The 21,991-nt window shown below is 71.6% G+C and carries 16 protein-coding genes; 9 read left to right on the top strand and 7 right to left on the bottom strand.

The features are described 5' to 3' along the window. Positions 1–40 precede the first annotated feature (40 nt). Together R8Z57_RS15700 and R8Z57_RS15705 are read right to left on the bottom strand one after the other, a co-directional pair. The gene (locus tag R8Z57_RS15700) at positions 41–4,411 is read right to left on the bottom strand and encodes an Ig-like domain-containing protein (RefSeq protein WP_318354717.1); all 4,371 of its coding nucleotides are present in this window, start codon (positions 4,409–4,411) and stop codon (positions 41–43) included. Between the two features lie 335 nt (positions 4,412–4,746). Next, positions 4,747–5,580, bottom strand: a complete 834-nt coding sequence (locus tag R8Z57_RS15705) for a MerR family transcriptional regulator (RefSeq protein ID WP_318354718.1) — start codon at positions 5,578–5,580, stop codon at positions 4,747–4,749. A gap of 182 nt (positions 5,581–5,762) precedes the next feature. On the opposite strand from R8Z57_RS15705, the gene R8Z57_RS15710 reads away from it, so the two are divergent. The 3 genes from R8Z57_RS15710 to R8Z57_RS15720 all read left to right on the top strand — a co-directional run bounded on the left by R8Z57_RS15710 (position 5,763) and on the right by R8Z57_RS15720 (position 11,157). Next, positions 5,763–8,060, top strand: a complete 2,298-nt coding sequence (locus tag R8Z57_RS15710) for an esterase-like activity of phytase family protein (protein WP_318354719.1) — start codon at positions 5,763–5,765, stop codon at positions 8,058–8,060. 327 nt (positions 8,061–8,387) lie between these two features. Next, the gene (locus R8Z57_RS15715; RefSeq protein ID WP_318354720.1) at positions 8,388–9,830 is read left to right on the top strand and encodes a DUF1254 domain-containing protein; all 1,443 of its coding nucleotides are present in this window, start codon (positions 8,388–8,390) and stop codon (positions 9,828–9,830) included. 1 nt (position 9,831) lies between these two features. Further along, positions 9,832–11,157: a DUF1254 domain-containing protein gene (locus tag R8Z57_RS15720; RefSeq protein ID WP_318354721.1), complete on the top strand. Its 1,326-nt coding sequence runs from the start codon at positions 9,832–9,834 to the stop codon at positions 11,155–11,157. A gap of 1,151 nt (positions 11,158–12,308) precedes the next feature. On the opposite strand, the gene R8Z57_RS15725 is transcribed toward R8Z57_RS15720, so the two are convergent. Further along, on the bottom strand, positions 12,309–13,832 hold the full coding sequence (locus R8Z57_RS15725; protein WP_318354722.1) for an MATE family efflux transporter: 1,524 nt from the start codon (positions 13,830–13,832) through the stop codon (positions 12,309–12,311). Between the two features lie 210 nt (positions 13,833–14,042). Between R8Z57_RS15725 and R8Z57_RS15730 the strand changes: the two genes are divergently transcribed. After that, the gene (locus tag R8Z57_RS15730; RefSeq protein ID WP_318354723.1) at positions 14,043–14,450 is read left to right on the top strand and encodes a DUF4260 family protein; all 408 of its coding nucleotides are present in this window, start codon (positions 14,043–14,045) and stop codon (positions 14,448–14,450) included. Continuing rightward, positions 14,447–14,992, top strand: coding sequence for a TetR-like C-terminal domain-containing protein (locus tag R8Z57_RS15735; protein WP_318354724.1), 546 nt, complete (start codon positions 14,447–14,449; stop codon positions 14,990–14,992). The genes R8Z57_RS15730 and R8Z57_RS15735 overlap by 4 nt, the downstream gene beginning before the upstream one ends. A gap of 113 nt (positions 14,993–15,105) precedes the next feature. Here the strand turns inward: R8Z57_RS15735 and R8Z57_RS17440 are convergent, their stop codons facing one another. After that, positions 15,106–15,708, bottom strand: coding sequence for a hypothetical protein (locus R8Z57_RS17440; RefSeq protein WP_378723651.1), 603 nt, complete (start codon positions 15,706–15,708; stop codon positions 15,106–15,108). 29 nt (positions 15,709–15,737) lie between these two features. Here R8Z57_RS17440 and R8Z57_RS17445 point away from each other — a divergent pair, with 29 nt between their 5' ends. Then, positions 15,738–16,592, top strand: coding sequence for an HNH endonuclease (locus R8Z57_RS17445; RefSeq protein WP_378723654.1), 855 nt, complete (start codon positions 15,738–15,740; stop codon positions 16,590–16,592). Here the strand turns inward: R8Z57_RS17445 and R8Z57_RS15745 are convergent. Then, positions 16,517–17,512, bottom strand: a complete 996-nt coding sequence (locus R8Z57_RS15745; RefSeq protein WP_318354725.1) for an EamA family transporter — start codon at positions 17,510–17,512, stop codon at positions 16,517–16,519. The two genes, R8Z57_RS17445 and R8Z57_RS15745, sit on opposite strands and share 76 nt — an antisense overlap. A 72-nt stretch (positions 17,513–17,584) precedes the next feature. Between R8Z57_RS15745 and R8Z57_RS15750 the strand changes: the two genes are divergently transcribed. Beyond that, entirely contained in the window at positions 17,585–18,496 is a 912-nt protein-coding gene (locus tag R8Z57_RS15750) for a LysR family transcriptional regulator (RefSeq protein WP_318354726.1), read from the top strand. A 61-nt stretch (positions 18,497–18,557) separates the two neighbouring features. On the opposite strand, the gene R8Z57_RS15755 is transcribed toward R8Z57_RS15750, so the two are convergent. Further along, positions 18,558–19,796: an amidohydrolase gene (locus tag R8Z57_RS15755; RefSeq protein ID WP_318354727.1), complete on the bottom strand. Its 1,239-nt coding sequence runs from the start codon at positions 19,794–19,796 to the stop codon at positions 18,558–18,560. A 74-nt stretch (positions 19,797–19,870) separates the two neighbouring features. On the opposite strand from R8Z57_RS15755, the gene R8Z57_RS15760 reads away from it, so the two are divergent. Next, entirely contained in the window at positions 19,871–20,557 is a 687-nt protein-coding gene (locus tag R8Z57_RS15760) for a TetR/AcrR family transcriptional regulator (protein ID WP_318354728.1), read from the top strand. Then, the gene (locus R8Z57_RS15765) at positions 20,554–21,789 is read left to right on the top strand and encodes an FAD-dependent monooxygenase (RefSeq protein ID WP_318354729.1); all 1,236 of its coding nucleotides are present in this window, start codon (positions 20,554–20,556) and stop codon (positions 21,787–21,789) included. Before R8Z57_RS15760 ends, R8Z57_RS15765 begins: the two co-directional genes overlap by 4 nt. On the opposite strand, the gene R8Z57_RS15770 is transcribed toward R8Z57_RS15765, so the two are convergent. After that, entirely contained in the window at positions 21,726–21,959 is a 234-nt protein-coding gene (locus R8Z57_RS15770) for a hypothetical protein (protein ID WP_318354730.1), read from the bottom strand. The genes R8Z57_RS15765 and R8Z57_RS15770 overlap by 64 nt on opposite strands. Between the last annotated feature and the right edge of the window lie 32 nt (positions 21,960–21,991).

The following is a 21,991-nucleotide window of genomic DNA, read 5'->3' on the forward strand; positions in this document are numbered from 1 at the left end:
GAGGGGAGGACGCGGCGGCGCCCTCCCCTCTGCAGATCGGCTACTTCACGGTGACCTTCACCGGCTTGGACGCCGTCTCGCCGTTGGCGTTGGCGAACACCGCGACCAGGGTGTGGTCGCCCGGCGCCACGCCGGTCAGTTCGACCGACGCGTGCTGGGCGCCGGGCGTCGCCGCCACCAGCTCGCCCGAGCCGACGACGACGCCGTCGAGCTCGAACCGGTAGGACGTCGCGTTGGTGCCCCACCACAGGTCGGCCGTCGCCGTGAAGGCGCCGTCGCGATCGCGGTTGTCGTGCGACACCTTGGGCGTTCCGGGCGCGGCGTGGACGACCTTCACGGTCGTCGACGTGGTCGCCGTCGTGCCCTTCGAGTTCACCAGCTCGCCGGTGTACACGTACGTGCCGTTCGGCTTGCCCGTGAAGCTCACGCCGGTGGTCTGCGACATCCCGTCGGTGGCCGTCAGGACCTTCGTGGCCACGAGCGCGCCGTTCTCGTAGAGGCGGAACAGGCTGCCCGGCGTTCCCCACCACAGGTTCATCACCACGTCGTAGTTCCCGTCGTGCAGGCCGTACTCCCACCCGCTCGTGTTCGACAGGCTGCCCTTGCCCGGGGCGGCCGTCGCACCGTCGTCGAGCACCGCCGGCTGCAGCCGCAGCGCGTTCTGCTCGACGTAGTGGTACACGTTCAGGTACCCCTCGTCGGCGATCGGGTTGGATGCCCCCGCGTCGAGGTGGCTCCAGACCGTCTCGCCGTCGACGCGCAGGACGAGGCGGGTTCCGGCGTCGACCTCGACGGCGCCGAACTCCAGCTCGTGCTCCTCGCCGGCCCGGATGACGGTGTTGGGGATGACATCGAGCATCGTCTGCTGGGGCTTCCAGCTCTGGAATTCGATCGTGTCCTCCTTGATCACCACCAGGTACCCCTTGTTCCCGTTCACCCACGTCGGGTCGCCCGCGCGATCGGATCGTACGGCGAAGCCGTACCAGCCGCCGTCGAAGGCGTCCACGGCCGCGCGGAACCGCAGCAGGCCGCTGCCGAACGTCTCGGCGCTGTAGCCGTACACGCCCTCGGCGTCGATCCGCAGGCTGCCCTCGTCGAAGTCGACGGCGTCCGAGACCGGCCATCCCGCGGGGTCGAGCAGCGGGGTGACGACATCGATGACCGGGTGCTCGGCTCCCTGCACCTCGACCGTCGAGGTGGCCGTGATCGAGGCATCCGCGAGCGAGGTCGCCGTGATGGTCGCCGTGCCCGCGGCGAGCGCGGTCACACGCCCCGTCTCGTCGACGGTCGCGACCTCCGGCGCGTCGGAGGTCCACTCGACGCGCGGGTTGGTCGCGTCGGACGGCGTCACCGAGAGGTCGAGCGTGAGACGCTCGCCCGGCTCGAGCGTCGCCTGGTCGGGCGAGACGTCGATCCCGGTGACGGCGGTCGGCACGATCGAGAAGGTGACGTCGTCGAAGTCGAGCGCCGTGAACTTCTCCACGTAGAACCCGACCTTGCCCGATGCGGTGGGCGAGGGGTTGGGTCCCTCGATCACCGTCTCGCCGTCGACGGTCACCTGCACGCCCGAGCCCTTGACGACCATGCGCACGTCGTACACCGTGTCGGGCGCGAGCCCGGCGCCGGCGGGCAGCTTCACCTCCTTGAGGATCTGCCACTGGGCGCCGTAGATCGTCCACGTCGAGCCGGCCTCGGCGTGGCGGTACCGCACGTGGCCGCCGGGGTTCGTGCCGGTGCGGTCGTAGACGAGCATGATCCCGCCCTCGGGCACGACCGCGGGCGTGCGCACCTGGAAGTCGAGCACGTAGTCCGTGAAGTTGCGGGGCAGCTGCGAGTTCGCGCCGCCCTTGATCCGGTACCAGTGCTCGCCGTCGGCGTCCTCCACGATCGCGCGGTTGGGGTCGACCGGCCAGCCGTTCGCGCCCGTCTCGAAGTCGGTCGCGTGCATGACGCCGTCGCCGTCGGCCACGACGACGACCATCTGGTCGCTGATGGCCGGGTCCGCCTTCGAGGTGACGGTGACGGTGATCTCGCCGGGCATCAGCGCGGTCAGGAGGCCCGAGGCATCCACGGTGGCGATGGCCGGGTCGCTCGACGCGTAGTCGACCGCCGGGTTCGAGGCGTTCCAGGGGACCACCTCGGCGCGCAGGCTCGCCGTCTTGCCGAGGTCGACGGTGAGCTGGTCGGCGGGCAGGTGCACGCTCTCCAGCGCCACCGAGTCGGGCCCGTGCGGCACGCCGATCTTGCCCTGCGGGCCGATCTGGTCGAACGGGATCGCGGCGAAACCGGGGATCCGGCTGAACACGGCGGCGTCCTCGCGGAGGCGGAAGTCGCCCGCCTGCCAGTCGACGAAGCCCGGGTCTTCACCCGTGACCCAGTTGTCGGCGTAGTTCATCAGGTTCTTCACATCGCGGGCGCCGTGCTCGTTGACCTGGCCCGAGCGGGTGAGCGTCGGGTTCCACGTCACGTTCTTCTCGAACACGTTGTTCGCGGGGAAGTAGTGGTTCTCGTCGAAGAACGTCAGCAGCTCGGGGTACTTCTCGCCGTACGGCGTGTCGACGAAGCCGTTGTTCTGCTCGAACAGCTCGATCCAGCCCGGCATGTACGACGTGTCGACCGTGTTGCCGGGCTGGTCGCCCATCCACATCTCGTAGTTGTCGTACGGCACGTGGGCGTCGACGAACACGTTGTTGCGGGTGGTGATGTGGTCGCCCGATCCGCTCTTGATCGCGGCGTTGCCCATCCGGTAGAAGACGTTCTCCTCGATGGTGAGGCCCATCGTGAGGTTGTCGGGGTAGATGCCCTCCACTCCCAGGCGCCCGATGCCGGTGTCGTGGAAGTAGTTCTGCCGGATCACGGTGCCGCGCTGCTGCGGCGTGGCGCCGGCGTTCATGTAGATCGCGCCGAGGTCCTGGAACGTCTTGCAGACGTCGTAGATGTCGTTGCGCTCGATGAGATGGTCGTTGCCGTGCACGATGATGCCCGGGTGCGGGGCGTCGTGGATCTCGTTGTTGCGGCCGATGTTGCCGACGCCGTCGAACATGATGCCCGGGTTGTAGGCCTTGTGGTAGTACGCGAAGTCGTGGATGTGCGAGTTCTCCACGCGGTTGCGGCCGGGCTCGAGCGTCGTCTTGTCACCGCCCTGCAGCACCACCGGCACGCCGCCGATGTGACGAAGGTGCGAGTCGATCACCGCGTGGTCGCGTCCGCCGCGGTTCACCGGGATGCCGTCGTAGGTGTACCGGCCCGGCGAGTTGATGAGCACGCCGCCGTCGGCGAAGTTGCGGATTTCGCTGCGCTCGATGCTGACGTGGCTGCCGCCCAGGATCACCGCCGCGTTCGCGCGTCCGTACTCGAGGACGAGCTCCTCGAACGACACGTGCGAGGTGCCGTCGGTGCGGAGCATAGGTTCGCCGAGCATCGTGACGGTCGCCTGCGCGCCGCCCAGGAACGCCTGGTTGGGCATGAGGTAGAGCTGTCCGCTCTCGCGGTCGATGTAGTACTCGCCGGGCGCGTCCAGCTCTTCGAGCAGGTTCTCGGCGAAGTGGAAGTCCTCGAACCAGGTCTTCATGAGGCCCGACATCTCGCCGTAGCGGAGCGTGATGGTCTTCGCCTCGGTGTCGATCGCGGCGATCTTGTTGTACGACCACTCCCAGCTGTACCCGAAGATGCCGTCGAGCCACACGTCGTCGGCCTCGGTCCAGTACTGGGGCCGGTCGTAGTTGTAGCTGAACGTGCCGCCGCGCTCCTGCAGGTCGGCGTCCTTGCGGGTGGGGCCGACGTCGATGATCTCGTCCATCTGGACGGTCGCGCCGTCGTTGGGCCAGCGCGCGAGCGTCATGCCCTCGCCGCCGATGTAGAGCTCCATCGGCGGCACCGTGCTGACGTCGTTGGCCTTCCAGTAGCCGTGGCGGCTGAGCTGGCCGTAGTCGGTGATGCCGGCGGCGGCCAGGTCGATGGCGACGACCTTGCTGCGCGCCGACTGGTCGACGATCCGGCTCAGCACCGCCTCGTCGGCGACGGGCTCGAAGGCGCCGGAGTCGAGCGGGATGCCGCCGGTCAGTGTGACGGTCTCGCCGGGGTAGGAGCGGTAGGTGATGGGCGACTCGGCGGTGCCGGAGTCGTCCGCGCCGAGCTCGAAGGCCTCGGTGCGGGGGTAGCTGCCCTCGCGCAGCGAGACGGTGACGCCGCCCGCCGGGAGTCCGTCCGACGCCTTGAGGGCGCGGATGGCGTCGCGGGCCCCCTCGAGCGTGCGCAGGGGAGCGTCGATGGCACCGCTCGCGCCGTCGTCGCCGTCGGGGGCGACGAAGATCTCGGCGGGAGCGGCCGGGTCGGGCGCGGCGTGCGCGGCGGTCGCGGTGGCGGCGACCAGCGTGCCGACCAGCGCGAGTACTGACAAGAATCGCTTCATCGCGATGTTCCAGCCCTTTCGTGAGTGACCGCGACGTCGCGGTCGCCTGCGTGGGGTGGTCCGCCGCGCGCACGCCGGCGGCGGACGCGAGAGGGAACGTGCGCGACGTTACACTAATCGATAATCGCGTATCAAGAGTCGATCACGTCTTGAGGTCGCGAGCCCTCCCGCCCGCGTCGAGATGGTGCCATGTCGCCGAACCGCCACGTTCCCGGCGCCGACGTCGTGGTGGCTCGCCGAGATGGTGCGATCTCGACGGCGGTACCGGGCGGGACGCGCAAAGACGATGACGGATGCCGCGGGCCGCGGCATCCGTCATCTCGTCGTCGTGGGCGTCAGGCGAGGGGCTGCTGCAGCTCCGTGATCCACTCCGACTGCGGGCCTTCGGCCTGGAGGTAGACCTCGCGGCACGCGCCGTCGAAGGTCGCGCCGTCGGCGAGCGCGGCCTGCATGAACCGGTGCCAGGCGTCTCCGATGCCCGCCATCTCGCCGTGGTACTGCGTGACGGCGGCCCGCTCGACCGCCGGCAGCTGCACGATCTCCCAGCCGTCGCCCGGCACGGGGTCGTCGCCGGCGATCCACGACACCCAGGCCCGCAGGTCGTCGGTGCCCTCGACCGGCTCGTACCAGAAGACGCCGGGCTCTCGGTAGTCCACGCCCGCCGCCTCGAGGGCGTCGTAGAGCGGGGGGAGGATGCGGTCGATGGTCGCGGGCACGTTCTCGCCGCCCGGGACCACCCCCGATGCGGCGTACACGGTCACGGGCTCGAGGCGTCGGTAGGCGATCTCGGTCATCTGGCGTTCTCCTTCATCGAGGTATCGGAGCTGTTCGTCGACGCGCGCGAGGCGAGCCGTCTCGGCGGCGACCGACGCGACGAGGTCGAGACGCCGGCGCTCGAGCACGCGCCGCAGCGCCGCACTCTCGTCCGGCGAGCGCAGCACCTCCGCCGCGTCCTCGAGACCGCACCCGACGTCTCGCAGCTGCGCGATCCGCAGCAGCGGCGACAGCTGCTGCGGCGCGTAGCGGCGATAGCCGGTGCGGTCGTCGACGTCGGCCGGCACGAGCAGGCCGATGGCGTCGTAGTGCCGCAGCATCCGCACGCTCACCCGCCCGAGTGCGGCGAACTGTCCGATGGTGTACATGGTGGAGACCACGCTCGACGATGACACAGTGTGAGGGTCAAGGCGAGCCTTCGAGCGAGCGGATGCCGCGGCCCCCGGTCGCGGGCACCGACGACCGGGTCGCACGTTAACGTCTTCTCACGCACTGCTCGCCCCGCGTTCACCGGCGCGCCGCGTCGCGGTCGCCGCCTCGTCAAGGCACGGCCGTGCCCGCGCGATTGCGTCGGCGCATGAGTCGAATCCCCACACGACGCGTCCTGCCGCGCCTCATCGCCGCCGCAGTCGCGGCCGCCACCGCCGTGGCGCTCCTCCCCGCCACCGCCGCCTCCGCCCGCCCGGTCGGCGCCGCCCCCGCGGCGTCGAACTCGCCGTTCGTGCAGACCCACGTGCCGACCCTCGTCGCCCGTGCGACGTTGTCGGCCGACCACCTCGAGCCGGGACCCGCCTCCGGCGCGCTCGCGAGCCCGGGCAACGGCCGCACGGGCCCCTGGGACGGCCAGGTCATCCCCGGCTTCTCGGCCATGATCGACAACGGCGACGGCACGTTCTGGGCGCAGCCCGACAACGGCTTCGGCAGCAAGGGCAACTCGGCCGACTTCCTGCTTCGCAACTACCTCGTGCGACCGGCGTGGCAGACGGCCGACGGCGGTGCGGGCGAGATCCAGATCGAGCGGTTCATCTCCTACAACGATCGCAACGGCGTGCTGGACTTCCCCATCGTGAACGACGGCACCGCCGACCGGCTGCTCACCGGTGCGGACTTCGACATCGAGTCGGTCGTCCGGGCCAAGGACGGCACGTTCTGGGTCGGCGAGGAGTTCGGGCCGTTCCTGCTCCACTTCGACGCCGACGGCACGCTCCTCGAGAAGCCGTACGCGCTCGACGGCGCCAAGTCGCCGCAGAACCCGTACCTGCAGCCGGGCGAGACGCCGCGCGTGCGCGCGAGCCGCGGCTTCGAGGCGCTGGCCGCGTCGAAGAACGGCCGCTACCTCTACCCGGTCGTCGAGGGCTCCTACGCCGGCGACGCCGATCTGCGCCGGCGCGAGATCCTCGAGTTCGACACGCGCGCCGGGCAGTACACCGGTCGCACGTGGAGCTACCAGACCGACCAGGAGCCGAACGTCATCGGCGACGCGTTCACCGTCCGGGGCGACGTGCTGATCCTCATCGAGCGCGACGACTTCGAGGGCGAGCAGGCGGTCACCAAGCGCGTCTACGAGGTGGACCTGCGCCGCACCGACGCCGAGGGCTACCTCGAGAAGACCCTCGTGCTCGATGCGCTGCGCATCGCCAACCCGCACGGGATCGGCGCGGGCGACGGCTACGGCACCGGCGAGATCTTCTCGCTCCCCGTGCAGTCGTTCGAGACCGTCGTTCAGCTGAAGGACGGCAGCCTCCTCATCGGCAACGACAACAACTACCCCGGCAACGACGCGCGCATCCCGGGCACCCCCGACGACACCGAGTTCGCGATCGTCGACCTCGACAAGACCAAGATCGAGCCGTCGACCGTGAGCCTCATCGGCCACCGCGGCGCCAGCGGCTCGCGCCCCGAGCACACGCTCGCGGCGTACGAGACGGCGATCCTGCAGTGCGCCGACTACATCGAGCCCGACGTCGTCTCGACCAAGGACGGCGTGCTCGTCGCCCGCCACGAGAACGAGATCGGCGGCACCACCGACGTCGCAGCGCGCCCGGAGTTCGCCGCGCGCAGAACGACGAAGGTCATCGACGGCGTCTCGATCACCGGCTGGTTCACCGAGGACTTCACGTTCGCCGAGCTGCGCACCCTCCGCGCGAAGGAGCGGCTGCCGCAGACGCGTCCGGCGAACACCGCGTTCGACGGGCTCTACGTGATCCCGACGCTCGACGAGGTGATGGATCTCGCCCGTCACTCGGTGAGCTGCGACGGCCGGCCGGTCGGCGTGTACCCCGAGACGAAGCACCCGTCGTACTTCGACGCGATCGGGCTGTCGCTCGAAGAGCGGCTCGTGGCGGCCCTGCGGGCCAACGGACTCGACCGCGCTGACGCGCCCGTGATCGTGCAGAGCTTCGAGACCGCGAACCTGCGCGACCTCGACGGCCTCACCGACGTCACGCTCGCACAGCTGGTCAGCAGCTCCGGCCGCCCGTACGACTTCGCGCTCACCGGCGACACGCGCACCTACCAGGATCTCGTGATGCCCGCCGGCCTCGCCGAGATCGCGACCTACGCCGATGGCGTCGGACTCGAGAAGTCCGTCATGATCCCGCGCACCGCCGACGGCCGCCTCGGCACGCCCACGCCGGTCATCGCCGACGCGCACGCGGCGGGGCTGACCGTGCACGGCTGGACGTTCCGGGCCGAGAATCAGTTCCTGCCGGTGGAGTTCCGCTCCAGCGCCGACCCGAGCGCCCACGGCGACCTGGACGGCGAGCTGCGCGTCTTCATCGCCGCGGGCATGGACGGCGTCTTCAGCGACCACCCCGACATCGCCGCGGTGACGATCGACACCGTGACGGTCGACGCCGTGACGGCGGAGGGCTGAGCGCACACCCTCGGGGGGACGGATGCCGCGGCCCGCGGNCATCGGCGACGGCGCTTTGGCGGTCTGGGAGCAGGCAGCGGCGGACGATCGCCGCGCGGTCTGGCTGGTCGGCACCGCCCGGGAGGCGAGGGATGCCGCGGCCCGCGGCATCCGTCCCCCCGCGTTCTCCGGGGCCGGAGGCTCGGCGGCGCCGCCTGACCGGCCTGCCTTCCGCGCCGACGCGTGCCGGAATCACGCATTTCGCGCGTTTCAGCGCATCACCGGCGCCTGACACAATGCGGAGGACGGGTGCCGCCGGGGGGCGGCGCTTTCGACGAAGGGACGAGTATGGCCATCGACGGCGCCCCCGGGGCGGGACTGACGACCGAGCAGCTCGCGGAGGAGGTCACTCACCTCGCGACGCCCGACCTGCTGAAGACGCCGTTCGGCGACTTCGAGTTCTTCGACGGCGTGCCGAAGGCCGAGTCGGTGCCGTCGATCTACGACGCGCTCGACCTGCTGCGCGGCATCGACGCGTTCCTCACCGCGGTGCCGGGGGCCTCGCTCGTCGCGATGCGCCGCGGCCTGCGGTCGGCCGGCGTCGACGCACCCGACAAGATCGGCTTCACCGACCCGCGCGCGAACTCGGGCAGCATGTTCCTCACGCCCAACACCGAGACGACGTACGGCACGACGTTCCTCGACCTGAAGGCGTGGGGCCCGACCGTCATCGAGGCGCCGCCGCAGTCGCTGTGCGTCGTCGACGACTTCTGGTTCCGCTACGTGGCCGACATGGGCATCGCCGGGCCCGACAAGGGTGCGGGCGGGAAGTACCTGTTCCTGCCGCCGGGGTACGACGGCGAGCGCCCCGGCGGGTACTTCACGTACGAGTCGCCGACGTACGCGAACTGGGTGGTGCTCCGGGCGCTCGGCGGCGTGCCGGCGATGAAGCAGACGCGCATCTACCCGCTGGCCGAGGCCGACGCGCCGAGGGAGAACACCTTCATCAACATCGCGGCGGTGCTGCAGAACACGGTGCACGCCAACGACTTCTCCTTCTTCGAAGAGGTCGCGCAGCTCGTCGCGGAAGAGCCGGTCACCGCCCTCGATCCCGAGCGAGCCGGCACGCTCGCCGCGATCGGCATCGCGCACGGCGGGCCCTTCGAACCCGACGAGCACCGTCGCGCCCTCCTGGACGAGGCCGCTCGCACAGGCGCTGCGATGTCGCGGGCGCTGGTGTTCGCGCCGCGCGACCCCGGGGCCTACTTCTGGGAGGGCTCGTCGTGGAAGAACGCGTTCGTCGGCGGCAGCTACGAGTTCCTGCGCAACGGCGCCCGCAACCTCGACGCCCGCACGCAGTTCCACTACTTCGCCACGGTGATCACCCCCGCGATGGCGCACGCGCAGGTCGGCGCCGGCTCGGCCTACGCGTACACCGCCGAGGACGCCGACGGTCAGGTGCTCGACGGCTCGGCGACCTACTCGCTGCGGATCCCCGCCGACCCGCCGGCGAAGAACTTCTGGGCGGTCGACCTCTACGACACGCAGACGCGGTCGCTGCTGCAGTCCACCGCGTACCCCGCCCTCGCCAGCCTGTCGGGCACCGTGCAGGCGGAGGACGACGGCTCGTACGTGCTGTGGTTCTCGCCCACCGCGCCCGAGGGCAAGGAGTCGAACTGGATCCCCACGATCCCGGGCAAGTCGTGGTTCCCGATGGTCCGGCTGTACGGCCCGCTCGAGCCGTGGTTCGACAAGACCTGGACACTTCCCGAGCTCGTGAAGGAGAGCTGACATGACCGACCTCGACACCCTCGCCACCGAGGCCTACGTCTACGGCTTCCCGCTCGTCTTCAACCTCGAACAGGTGGTCCGCTACGCCACCACCGGCGTCGGCGGCAACCCGCAGGCGCCGTTCAACTCGTTCTCGCATGCGCGCACACTGGCGACCGCCGCCGACACCTTCGTGTCGATCAACAACGACACCGTGTACTCGATGGCGCAGCTCGACCTCGGCGTCGGCCCGGTGCGGCTCTCGGTGCCGGCGTCCGACCGGTACTATGTGCTGCAGTTCGTCGACGCGTGGACGAACAACTTCGCCTACATCGGCACCCGGGGCACGGGCAACGACGCCGGCGAGTTCCTGCTCGTCCCGCCGGCATGGGAGGGGGATGCCGGGGGCCTCACCGTCGTCCGGGTGCCCACGCGCGTCGCCTCGATCGTCGGCCGCTGGTCGTGCGCGGGGGCCGACGACCTGCCCGCGGTGCACGCTCTGCAGGACGCGCTGGTGCTCGCCCCGCTCGATGCCGACGCGGTCGCCGCCGGGGTCCCCGCGGTGGGATCGCAGGGCGACGACGCGCTCGACTTCTGGGAGAAGTACCGCGTGTGGTCGCAGGCGTTCCCGCCGGCACCGCGCGACGAGGGGCTGCAGGCCTCGTTCGCGCCGCTCGACCTGACGGGCGATGCGCCCGTCGGCGCCGGGTCTGCCGAGCAGCAGGCGGCGCTGCGCGCCGGCGCCCAGGCGGGCCCCGCTGTGCTGGCGAAAGCGATGGCCGCGGCGGCTGAGGGCGGCGCGCCCGGAGCCTGGTCGGTCACGCTCCACGTCTTCGACTACAACCTGGACTTCTTCGAGGTCGGCGCGAAGGACGACCCCGCGTGGAAGACGACCGACCCGAAGGTGCGCATCGTCGAGCGGGCCGTCGCCGCGAAGGCCGGGCTGTGGGGCAACCACGGTTACGAGGCCGCCTACGTCATGACGTTCACCGACGCCGACGGGCAGCCGCTGACGGGCGAGCACGATTACGAGCTGCGGCTCTCGCCGCCGCCACCGGTCGGCGCGTTCTGGTCGGTCACGATGTACTCGCTCCCCGAGTTCTACCTCGTGGCCAACGAGATCGACCGCTACTCGGTGGGCGACCGCACCCCGGGGATCGTGACCGACGCCGACGGCGGCCTCACGATGCGCATCTGCCGCACCCGGCCGTCCGACCCGGACGCCGCCGCCAACTGGCTGCCGGCACCCGAGGGCGCGTTCCGCCCGATCCTGCGCATGTACATGCCGGGCGACGCCGTGCTCGACGGCACGTACGCACCGCCGCCCATCGCCCGCCTCGGCTCCTGACGCCTCGCCCCGTCGTCCCTGAGACGACGGGGCGCGGACGAGACCCCGGGCATCACCCAGCGTCTCGTCCGCCGACTGTCGTCTCACCGGACAACGAGGGGGACGGATGCCGCCACCCGCGTCGTGCGCGGGCCGCGGCATCCGTCCCTCTCCCGTCTCGTCCGCCGACGGCCGTCTGCTTGCTCCGGCCCCGCGAGGTCGCGCCGAGACAGGGGATTCGCGCCGAGACCGAGGGCATCGCCCCCGTGTTCGACCGAAATGCCCGGGTTCGGCGGAGCCGGGAGCGCCGCGCATCGGTCACGGGCCCGCCGCGAGCGCCCCATGCCCGTCGCGGCCCCTCCGCATGCCCCCGCGGACGCGGCGCCTGCCGCCCGCGCGCTCATCGCCGAGACAGGGGATTCGGGCCGAGACCGAGGGCCTCGCCCCCGGGTTCGACCGAAATGCCCGGGGTCGGCGGAGCCGGGAGCGCCGCGCATCGGTCACGGGCCTGCCGCGAGCGCCCCATGCCCGTCGCGGCCCGTCCGCATGCCCCCGCGGACGCGGCGCCTGCCGCCTGGGCGCTCATCGCCGAGACAGGGGCTTCGGGCCGAGACCGAGGGCCTCGCCCCCGGGTTCGACCGAAATGCCCGGGTTCGGCGGAGCCGGGAGCGCCGCGCATCGGTCACGGGCCCGCCGCGAGCGCCCCATGCCCGTCGCGGCCCCTCCGCATGCCCCCGCGGACGCGGCGCCTGCCGCCCGGGCGTCCATCGCCGAGACAGGGGATTCGGGCCGAGACCGAGGGCCTCGCCCCAGGGTTCGACCGAAATGCTCGGGTGCGGCGGAGCCGGTAGCGCCGCGCATCGGTCACGGGCCCGCTGCGAGCGCCCCATGCCCGTCGCGGCCCCTCCGCATGCCCCCGCGGGCGCGGCGCCTGCCGCCCGCGCGTCCATCGCCGAGGCAGGGGATTTGGGCCGAGACCGAGGGCCTCGCCCCAGGGTTCGACCGAAATGCCCGGGTTCGGCGGAGCAGCGAGCGCCCCGCACCCGTCACGGGCCGCCGCGCACCGCTCACGGGCGCGGCGCGCCCCACGGCCGTCACGCGCCCCACGGCCGTCACGCGCCCCACCGCCGTCGGGGCCCGACGCGCGCGGGCCCGACGCCGCGCGGGTCGGGTCAGCCGCGCTGGCGGCGACGCGCGCGGGATCGGATGCCGATGAACCGGCGCGGTCGCCGCATGCCGCCCGGTGTCTGCGCGCCGGCCGGCAGCACGATCGGCTGCGTGACGATCGCGTCGACGACCATCGAGCCGTCGGTCGGGCCGATGACCGCGATGGGCGTGGTCGGCGTGGCTACCATCGGCGTGACCGGGGCCGCCGCGAGCTTCCGGTGCGCGACGACGTAGGCCGGAACGAGCACGACGACCGCGCCGAGCCAGGCCAGCGGGTTGCTCGCCGCGACGCCGATGAACCCGAACATGGTGCCGAGCACGACCGCCGCGCCCACGCGCATGACGAGCTCGATCACGCCCGTGACGGTGGGGATGAGGGTGTGGCCGAGTCCTTGCAGCGCGCCGCGGAGCACGAACAGGATGCCGAGGATCCAGTACGTCGCGCCGTTGATGGCGAGCATCTGCGCGGCGAGCCCGACGACCTCGCCCGAGGCCTCGTCGACGAACAGCTGCACCACGGCGGCGCCGAACGCGATGAGCAGCGCGCCGAGCACGATCGACGCCGCGGCCGACATCCACGTCGCCTGCGTCACGCCGCGGCGGATGCGGTCGGGCCGGCCGCCGCCGTGGTTCTGGGCGACGAACATCGACACCGCGAGCCCCAGCGATTGGAGCAGCGCGACGGCGAGCCCGTCGACGCGCGAGGCCGCGGTGTACGCCGCGACGGCCTCGGCGCCCAGCTCGTTCAGGGCGACCTGCACCGCGAGCGTCCCGATCGCGATGATCGACGCCTGGAAGCCCATCGGCAGGCCGAGACGCAGGTGCTCGGCCAGCTCGGCGCGACTGATGCGCCAGTCGCTGCGACGGACGTGGAGCACCGGCATCCGTCGACGAACGAACTCCAGGCACAGCACGACCGAGATCGCCTGCGACACCACGGTGGCAAGTGCCGCGCCGGCGACGCCCCAGCCCCACGGACCGACCATGAGGATCACCAGCACCACGTTGAGCGCACAGGCGATGGTGAGGAACACGAGCGGCGTGCGCGAGTCGCCGATGGCCCGGATGATCGCCGACAGGTAGTTGAAGAACATCATCGCGCCGGCGCCGAGGAAGCTGATCTGCGCGAAGACGACGGCGTCGTCCATGAGCTCGGGCGGCGTCTGCAGCAGCACGAGCAGCGGCGCCGACAGGAGCGGGGCGACCACCGTGAGGATCACCGTGCACAGCGCGGTGAGGAGCGTCCCGGCGGCGACGGAACGCCGCACGGCCGCGTGGTCACGGGCGCCGAAGGCCTGCGCGGTCGGGATCGCGAAGCCCGACGTCAGACCCCACGCGAAGCCCAGCAGCAGGAAGAGCATGCTGCCGGTCGCGCCCACCGCGGCGAGCGCGTCGACGCCGAGCTGCCGGCCGACGACGATGGCGTCGACGAAGTGATACAGCTGCTGGACGACGTTTCCGATGAGCAGGGGAACGGCGAACACGACGATGACACGCCAGGGGCGGCCCGTCGTCAGGGCGGTGGTCATGAGGGCGGCTCTCGAGCGAGAAGGAGAGGAACGAGGACGGATGCCGCGGCGACGGCGGCGGGAGCTGCCGAGTGGCAGACGCCCAGTGTATCGAATCGATTCGGCGAAACAACTGAATGATCGCCTGGCGCACCGGCGGATCGGCGCGCGCCGAGGGTCGGATGAACGGCACCTTGCGGCTCGCCCCCGTCGGCTAATACCATTAGCCTCATGAACGCCGCACGAGTACTGTGGGCCCTGCTGGCAGTCGCTCTGCTCGCCTTTGCCGTCTTCGAGTCGGTCAAGTACGGCTGGGTCGCGGGCGGTGTCGTCATCGCGTTCGCGGTGATGCCCGACCTTGCGCTCATCGGCGCCTTCGCCGAGCACGGCCGGCTGCGACCGGCGCGCGTGCGCGCGTACAACCTGCTGCACACGCCGTGGATCCCGCTCGCGCTCATCGCGGCGAGCATCGTACTGCCGCTGCCATCGCTCGGGTGGGGCCTTCGGGGCGGGCTCGAGCTCTTCCTGGCCGGTCTCGCGTGGCTGCTGCACATCGCTCTCGACCGCGCGTTCGGCTACGGGCTGCGCGCTTCCGACGGCTCGATCCGCCCGGTCGGCCGTCGGCGGGCGCACGCATGACGAGCGCGCGCCGGGAGGAGCTCCTCGACCTTGCCGCTGAACTCCTCGAGCGCGAAGGGCTCGATGAGTTCGGCATCGGCAGCCTCGCGCGCGCGGCTCGGATCAAACCGCCGAGCCTGTACAAGCACTTCACCGGGCTCGCCGAGATCCACAACGCGCTGATCTCACGCGGGTTCGCCGACTTCGCGGTGGTGATGACGGATGCCGCGGCTGCGGCATCCGATTCCCCCCGGTCGCGGGTGGCCGCGTTCGCCGGCGCGTATCGGCGCACCGCGCTCGCGCGGCCGCAGATGTACCGCCTCATGACCGCGCGACCGCTGGATCGAGCGGGGATCGCGCGGGGGTCGGAGCTTGCGGCGATGGCGCCGCTGCTCGACCTGTTCCGCGAGGACGGCGACCACCATGATGTGGCGCGATCCGCGTGGGCGTGGGCACATGGTCTGGTCTCACTCGAGATCGCGCAGCGGTTTCCACCGGGCGCCGACTTGGATGCGGCGTGGGACGTGCTCGTTGACGCCATGGCGTCGCGGGTGGCGGCGTGATCGTTCGTCTATTACTTCGAAACTTGTGCCTCCGCCGCGGGTACTCAGCGGCTACACTGTAGATCATAGATTCGGATAGAGTCGGCCCTTTCGGGGGCTTCGAGGGGTTGCGGCTACGGCCGTCGGCAGGTGCTGAGGCAGAGCGCGCATCGCGCGGAATCTCGCCCCGCCCTCCGACTGCGAGCCTCATGACTGCCACACCCGCCCCCGATGCCGGCGACGACGCCGGCGTCGCGCCGGAGTTCTTGCGCGTGGTGCGCCTGGTCGACGCATTCGCGGCAGGCAGAGAGAGCCGGTCGGCCGCAGAAGCCGCCGAGATCCGGCTGCTGGCGGATGCCGCGGCCGCCGTCGCACGGCCGCCACACGCTTCTCCCGACCGCACCCGCCGAGCCGAGCTCGACCGTAGGGCGCTGGTGGCGGATCTCGCGACGTCGAGCCGGGTGTCGGAGTTCACCGTCAACCGGCTGCTGACCGAGGCAGCCGATCTGTGCCTGCGCTTCGCCGCGGGCGTCGAGGCGCTCGAGCGAGGAGAGATCTCCCGCCGGCATCTCGCCGTGATCCACGACCACGGCGACCCGATCGATGACGACGCGGACCGGGCCGAGTTCGTCGCGCTGGCGCTCGAGCGCGCGCAGAACCTGACCCCGGGGCGACTGGCCCCGGTGCTGCGTGTGCTCGCCGAGCGATTCGTCGCCCGCACTCTCGAAGAGCGTCACGAGAGGCCGCCGCCGGGCGCCGCATCGAGGTGGTCGATCTGCCCGACGACATGGCCGCGCTCAACGCGATCATGCCTGCGACGCTGGCGCACGGCATCGCCGACCGTCTCACCCGGCAGGCTCATTCGGTCATCACCGCGCGTGCCGGCGACGGCGACGCGGCGCCCGGCGGCGAGGGCGGCTTCGGTGCGGGGCCCGAGGGCCCGGTCGAGGTGGATGAGCGCACCATGGATCAGCTGCGGGTCGACATCTTCACCGACATCCTCCTCACGGCCGGCCCCACCGACTGCGTCGCCGGCAGTGGCCTCGACGCGATCCGCGCCACCGTGCAGGTCACGATCCCGGTGCTCACGATGACCGGCGTCTCCACCGAGCCCGTCCTTCTCGCCGGGTACGGTCCGATCGCGCCTGACACGGCAGCCGTCCTCGCTGCGGGCGCCCCAGGCTGGGAGCGCGTCATGACCTCCCCGGTGAGCGGCAACGTCATCGCCGTCGACCGCTACCGTCCCGGGCCGGCGCTACAGCGCTTCCTCGCCGCCCGCGACGAGCGCTGTCGTTTCCCCGGCTGCCGCCGCCCGGTCTGGCGGTGCGACATCGACCACACCATCCCGGCCTCCGAAGGCGGGCCGACCCACCACGCGAATCTGGCTCACCTCTGCCGCGGGCACCACACCCTGAAGGGGGTGACGGCGTGGAGCGTCGAGCAGATCTCGCCGGGCGTGCTGGTGTGGACGAGCCCCACCGGCCGCAAGCACACCGACCGGCCGGAGCCGGTGGTGCGATTCGTCGCAGATGACGCCACCGAGCGCTACCGCCGCATGATGCGCGAGCCCTGGCTCTTCCCCGCCGATCCACCCGGATCCCCGGGCGCCGCACCCTTCTGACCTCCACTGCTTCGACCGACGGCGGGGTCGACGGCCGCGCCATCTCTCCGGCGTACTCCCCTCAACCCCGTGATCAAGACCCCGCCGACGAGAAGGGCGCCGCCGACGATCTCGGCGACGGTGGGGATCTGCCCGAGCAGCAGGGCGGCCGAGGCCATCGCCACGACGGGTGCGAGCAGCACCCAGGGCACCACGGCGGCGGAAGCGTTGCGGGCGAGGAGCCCGTTCCAGATCGAGTAGCCGATGATCGTGCACAGCACCGCCGTGTAGAGCGTCGACAGCGCCGACTCCCACCCGAACGCCGCAATCCCGGCCGCGATCGCCTGCGGCCCCTCGACCACGAACGAGAGCATCAGCGCGGGGACCGGCACCACGAGCGCCGACCACACCGTGAGCGAGAGCGAACCCCATCGCCCGGGCCCGCTGACGGCGCCGGCGCGACGCGAGATGACGTTGCCGACGCCCCACGAGAGCGCCGCGGCGAGCGCGAGCGCCACAGCGAGCGCAGGCGCATCGCCACCGCGACCGGCCGCCACGATCGCCAGCCCGACCACGCCGAGCGCGACACCGCCGATCTGCGGAGCCGTCGGACGCTCCCTCAGCACGGCGGCCGCGATGAGGATCGTGAACACCGCCTGCGCCTGCAGCACCAGCGCCGCAAGACCCGGTTGCAGACCGAGCGCCATCGACGTGTACAGGAGCCCGAACTGCCCCAGGCTCATGAACAGCCCGACACCGACGATCGTGCGCCACGACGTGCGCGGGCGCGGAACCACGATGACGGCCGCCGCCACGACCAGGAACCGGATCGCGACGAACAGCAGGGGCGGCACGTCAGTCATCCCCCAGTCGATGACGACGAAGTTGAAGCCCCAGAACGATGCCACCGCCGCAGCCAGCACCATGTCGCGTCTGTTCACGCTTCCACTTCAGCGCGTTCACCGATGAAGCACCAGCGATGCTTTTCTCATGAATCGATGTAGCGTTGCTTCATGATCGATCTGGATGCGGTGCTGTCACTCCGGGCCGTCGCCACGCAGGGCAGCGTCGTGGCCGCCGCCACCGCTCTCGGGTACACCCCGTCGGCCGTCTCGCAGCAGGTCAAGCGCCTCGAGCGCGAGACCGGCATCGCCCTCCTCGAACGCGCCGGGCGCGGCGTCATCCTCACCGAGGCCGGCACGAGGCTCGTCGTCGCCTCGACGCCGATCCTCGCCGATCTCGAGCGTCTGCGCGCCGACCTGCAGCTCGCCGCGGGAGCCGACGACCGCGTCGTGGGCGAGATCCGGCTCGCGGCATTCTCCACGGTGGTGCGCGGACTGGTGATTCCGGTGCTCGACGACCTGGCGGCGCGGCATCCCGATCTGTCACTCCCGCTGCGCGAGAGCGAGCCGTGGGAGACGATCGCCCTTGTCGCCTCGGGCCAGCGCGATCTCGGCATCGTGCACCGCTGGGGCGGCGTCGCCCTCGCGATGCCCGACCATCTCGTCTCGACGCCGCTCTTCACCGACGTGGCCGACGTGATCCTGCACCGAGATCACCCGCTCGCCGGCCGGAGCGTCCTGCACCCCGAGGAGCTCGCGGGCGAGCACTGGGTCGCAACGTTCGAGGCCACGATCTGCCGGCAGTGGCTGCGGCGGCTGTTCGACGGCGTCCCCAACGCCCCGCGTATCGTGCACGAGTCGATGGAGTTCCAGAACCACCTCGAGCTGGCCCGCGCGGGGCGCGCGGTCGCGCTGGTACCTCGCCTCGGCCGCGGCGACCTCGGCCCCGACGTGGTGGCGATCCCGACCGCCGACCCCGCATCGACCCGCGACGTGCTGGCGGTGCATCGCCGATCGCAGGAGGATTCTCCCGCGCTCCGCACCGTGCTCGACGCCTTCGTCGAGCACGCCCGCGACATGTAGGGCCCGACAGCGCCGCCGCGCCCCGGGCCCGAGGCCCGAGGCCCGAGGCCCGAGGCTCAGCTCATCCCATCCACGACGTACGGCCGAACCGCTCCCAGCGCTCGACGACGCGCGGGGTCGCGGCATCCGTCCCCGGCTCGTACACGGCGCGGCCCTCGATGAAGACGCGCTCGACGCGCGAGTCCACGGCCAGTGGGTCACCCGACCACACCACGACGTCGCCGTCGCGACCGACCTCGAGAGCGCCCACGCGCTCGTGCAGGCGAAGGATCTCGGCCGGGTTCGTGGTCAGCGCCTCGAGGGCCACGGGCGCCGAGAGACCGTCGCGCACGGCGAGGATCGCCTGCAGCCGCAGCTGGTCGATAGGCACGACGGGGTGGTCCGTCGTGATCGCGACCTTGACGCCCGCGTCGGCGATGAGGGCGAGGTTGCCGATGGCGCGGTCGCGCAGCTCGACCTTCGAGCGCGACGTCAGCAGCGGTCCGAAGATCACCGGGATCTGCTTCTCGGCCAGCACGTCGGCGATCTTGTGCGCCTCGGTGCCGTGGTTGACGATCAGCGTGTAGCCGAACTCCTCCGCGAGGCGGATGGCGGTGGCGATGTCGTCGTGGCGGTGGCAGTGCTGGTCCCACAGCAGATCGCCCGCGAGGACGGCGGCGAGGGTCTCCTTGCCGAGGTCGCGCTCGAACGGCTCCTCCTTCTCGGAGGCCACGGCACGCTTGTCGGCATAGTTCTGCGCGGCGACGAACGCGTCGCGCAGCACCGACGCGACGCCCAGGCGCGTCGAGGGCGTCTGCTTCTTGTCGCCGTACACCCGCTTGGGATTCTCGCCGAGCGCCGACTTCACCGAGACGTCGGTGGCGAGGATCTGCTCGTCGACGGTCCGGCCGCCCCACGTCTTGATCGCGACCGTGCGGCCGCCGATGGGATTGCCCGATCCCGGCTTGATGACCGCCGTCGTGACGCCTCCGCGCAGCGCGTCGCGGAAGCCGACCTCTTCGATGTCGATGCCGTCCAGCGCGCGGAATCGGGAGCCGTTCGGGTCGGTCATCTCGTTCGTGTCGTTGCCCGACCAGCCCTCGCCGTCCTCGTGGACCCCCAGGTGCCCATGCGACTCGACGAAGCCGGGAACCACCCAGCTGCCGCCGGCGTCGATCACCTCGGCGCCGTCCGGCACCGCCGTGTCGGGCCCGCCGACGGCGGTGATGACGCCGTCGGTGACGACCACCGTGCCGTTCTCGATCGGGTCGGAGCTGACGGGGACGACGTAGCCGCCGGTGACGGCGAGGATGCGAGCCATGCCTTCCAACCTACGCCGGACCGGTTGACCGGGCGCCGGTTCCGGAACGGACGGAGATACGCTACCGTATCTATGTGCAGCAGATTCCGGATGCCTCGAAACGCCGTCGTTCCGCGGCGCAGGTCGAAGCAGCCGCCCATGCGGCGACGATCGAGCTGCTCATCGCCGGCGGCCCGGCCGCGGTCACGATGGAGGCCGTCGCTCAGCGCATCGGCACGTCGAAGCCGGTGCTCTACCGGCGATGGCCCGACAGCGCCGCACTCACTCGCGACGCTCTCCTCACCCGGGCGAAGATGCTGATCCCGCCACCTGACACCGGGTCTCTGCGGGGAGACATCCGCAGCGTGCTGACGCAGTGGTCGGCCTCCTTCGCCACGCCGGCTGCCGCGCTGTATCCAGTCATCATCGGCGTCATGGCCCACGACTCCGATTTCGCCGAGGGCTTCCGCTCCTCCGTGATCGCGTGGCGACGCGACGCGATGCACGACATCTTCGCGCGCGCGGCGCAACGCGGCGAGGTCGACGGCGCGACGCCGATCGACATCGTGTCGGAACTGGGCCAGGCCGTGCTGTGGCACCGCCTCCTGATCACCGGTGACCCGGTGGACGAGGCCTTCGTCGACCGGCTGCTCGACGAGGTGATCCTCCCGCTCGCGGGCGGATCTTCGGCGCACGCGCCGGACGAAGACGCGCGGCACGCAGAAGCGGCCTCCCCTGGCCCCCGGCACGAGGCCCCGGAGAAGGGAAGGACGACGACATGAGGGCAGCGATCATCGGCGCCGGTATCGGCGGACTGTGCACGGCGATCGGACTCGCACGCGCCGGCGCCGACGTCACGGTGTTCGAGCGGGCCGAGGTGCTCAAGCCGAGAGGCTCGGGGCTGTCAATCTTCGGCAATGGCCTGGCGGCCCTCGACGCGCTCGGCGCCGGCGACGCCGTCCGCGCCATCTCGGGCTCCGGCGCGACGGCGTCCCGCGCCGGCCAGCGCACGCCCGACGGGTCCTGGCTCGCGACGATCCCCGCAGCGGGCGTCGGCGAACTGCGCATCGTCCACCGCGCCGACCTGCACGAGCAGCTGGTCGCGTTGCTGCCGCCCGGCGCCCTGCGCCTCGGCGTGGCCGTCACGGCCGTCGCCGACGGGGGCCGCCGCGTGGAGTTCGCAGACGCATCCGGCACCGCCGCGGGAGAGTTCGGCCTCACGGTGGCCGCGGACGGCCTCCGCAGCGCGGTGCGCCGGTCGTGGCCCGGGGATCGCGGCATCCGCTATTCGGGCTACTCCACGTGGCGCGGTGTCACCGACCGTCCGGTCGATCTGCGCGGAGAGGCCGGTGAGACGTGGGGCCGCGGCCTGCGATTCGGGCTCGCGCCGCTCGCCGACGGCAGGGTCTACTGGTTCGGCGTGGCCACCATGCCCGAGGGCGCGGCGATCGACGACGAGTTCGGTGAGGTGCGGCGACTGTTCGGCCACTGGCACGCTCCCATCCCGGAGCTCTTGGACGCGACCGACCCCGAGGGCGTGTTCCGGCTGCCGATCCACGATCTCGCCGGCCCGCTGCCGACGTTCCGGCAGGAGCGATGCGTGCTGCTCGGCGACGCCGCGCATGCGATGACACCCGATCTCGGCCAGGGCGCCGGACAGGCGATGGAGGATGCCGCGACCCTCGCCGCACTGCTCGCGCCGTTCGTCCGCGCCGGCACCGCGCCCACCGCGGGGATCGACGACGCGCTGGCGGAGTACGACCGCCTGCGCCGCGCCCGCACCCAGCCCCTCGCCCGGCGGGCCCGCATGCTCGGCCGCGTCGCCCAGGCGCGCAGCGCCGTCGGATCCGGATTGCGGGATGCGGTGCTGCGGGCGACGCCGCCGTCCGCGCTCGCGCGGCAGGCCGCGGCCGTGCAGCACTGGCAGCCACCGGTGCCGGGCGCGGCCCTTCAGCCGGCGGGCGGCGACCAGCGCGGGATCTCGGGAGGCAGCTCGGCCTCGTCGATCACGTAGGTGCCGGGCTCCCCGGTGAGGCGCCACCAGCTCGGTCCGGACTTGTACCGGTCGTACCGGCTCCACCGTTCGCCGTCGAAGCGGTAGTCGCGGTGGTCGACGAACGCGAAGTGGATCGTGGAGCCGGCGACCTCGTGCGTCCAGTACTGCACGGCTGCGGCATCCGTCATCCGCTCACCCTAGCGAGCGCCGTCGACGCGCC

The sequence above is a fragment of the Microbacterium sp. M3 genome (assembly GCF_033548675.1).
Lineage (GTDB): Bacteria > Actinomycetota > Actinomycetes > Actinomycetales > Microbacteriaceae > Microbacterium > Microbacterium arthrosphaerae.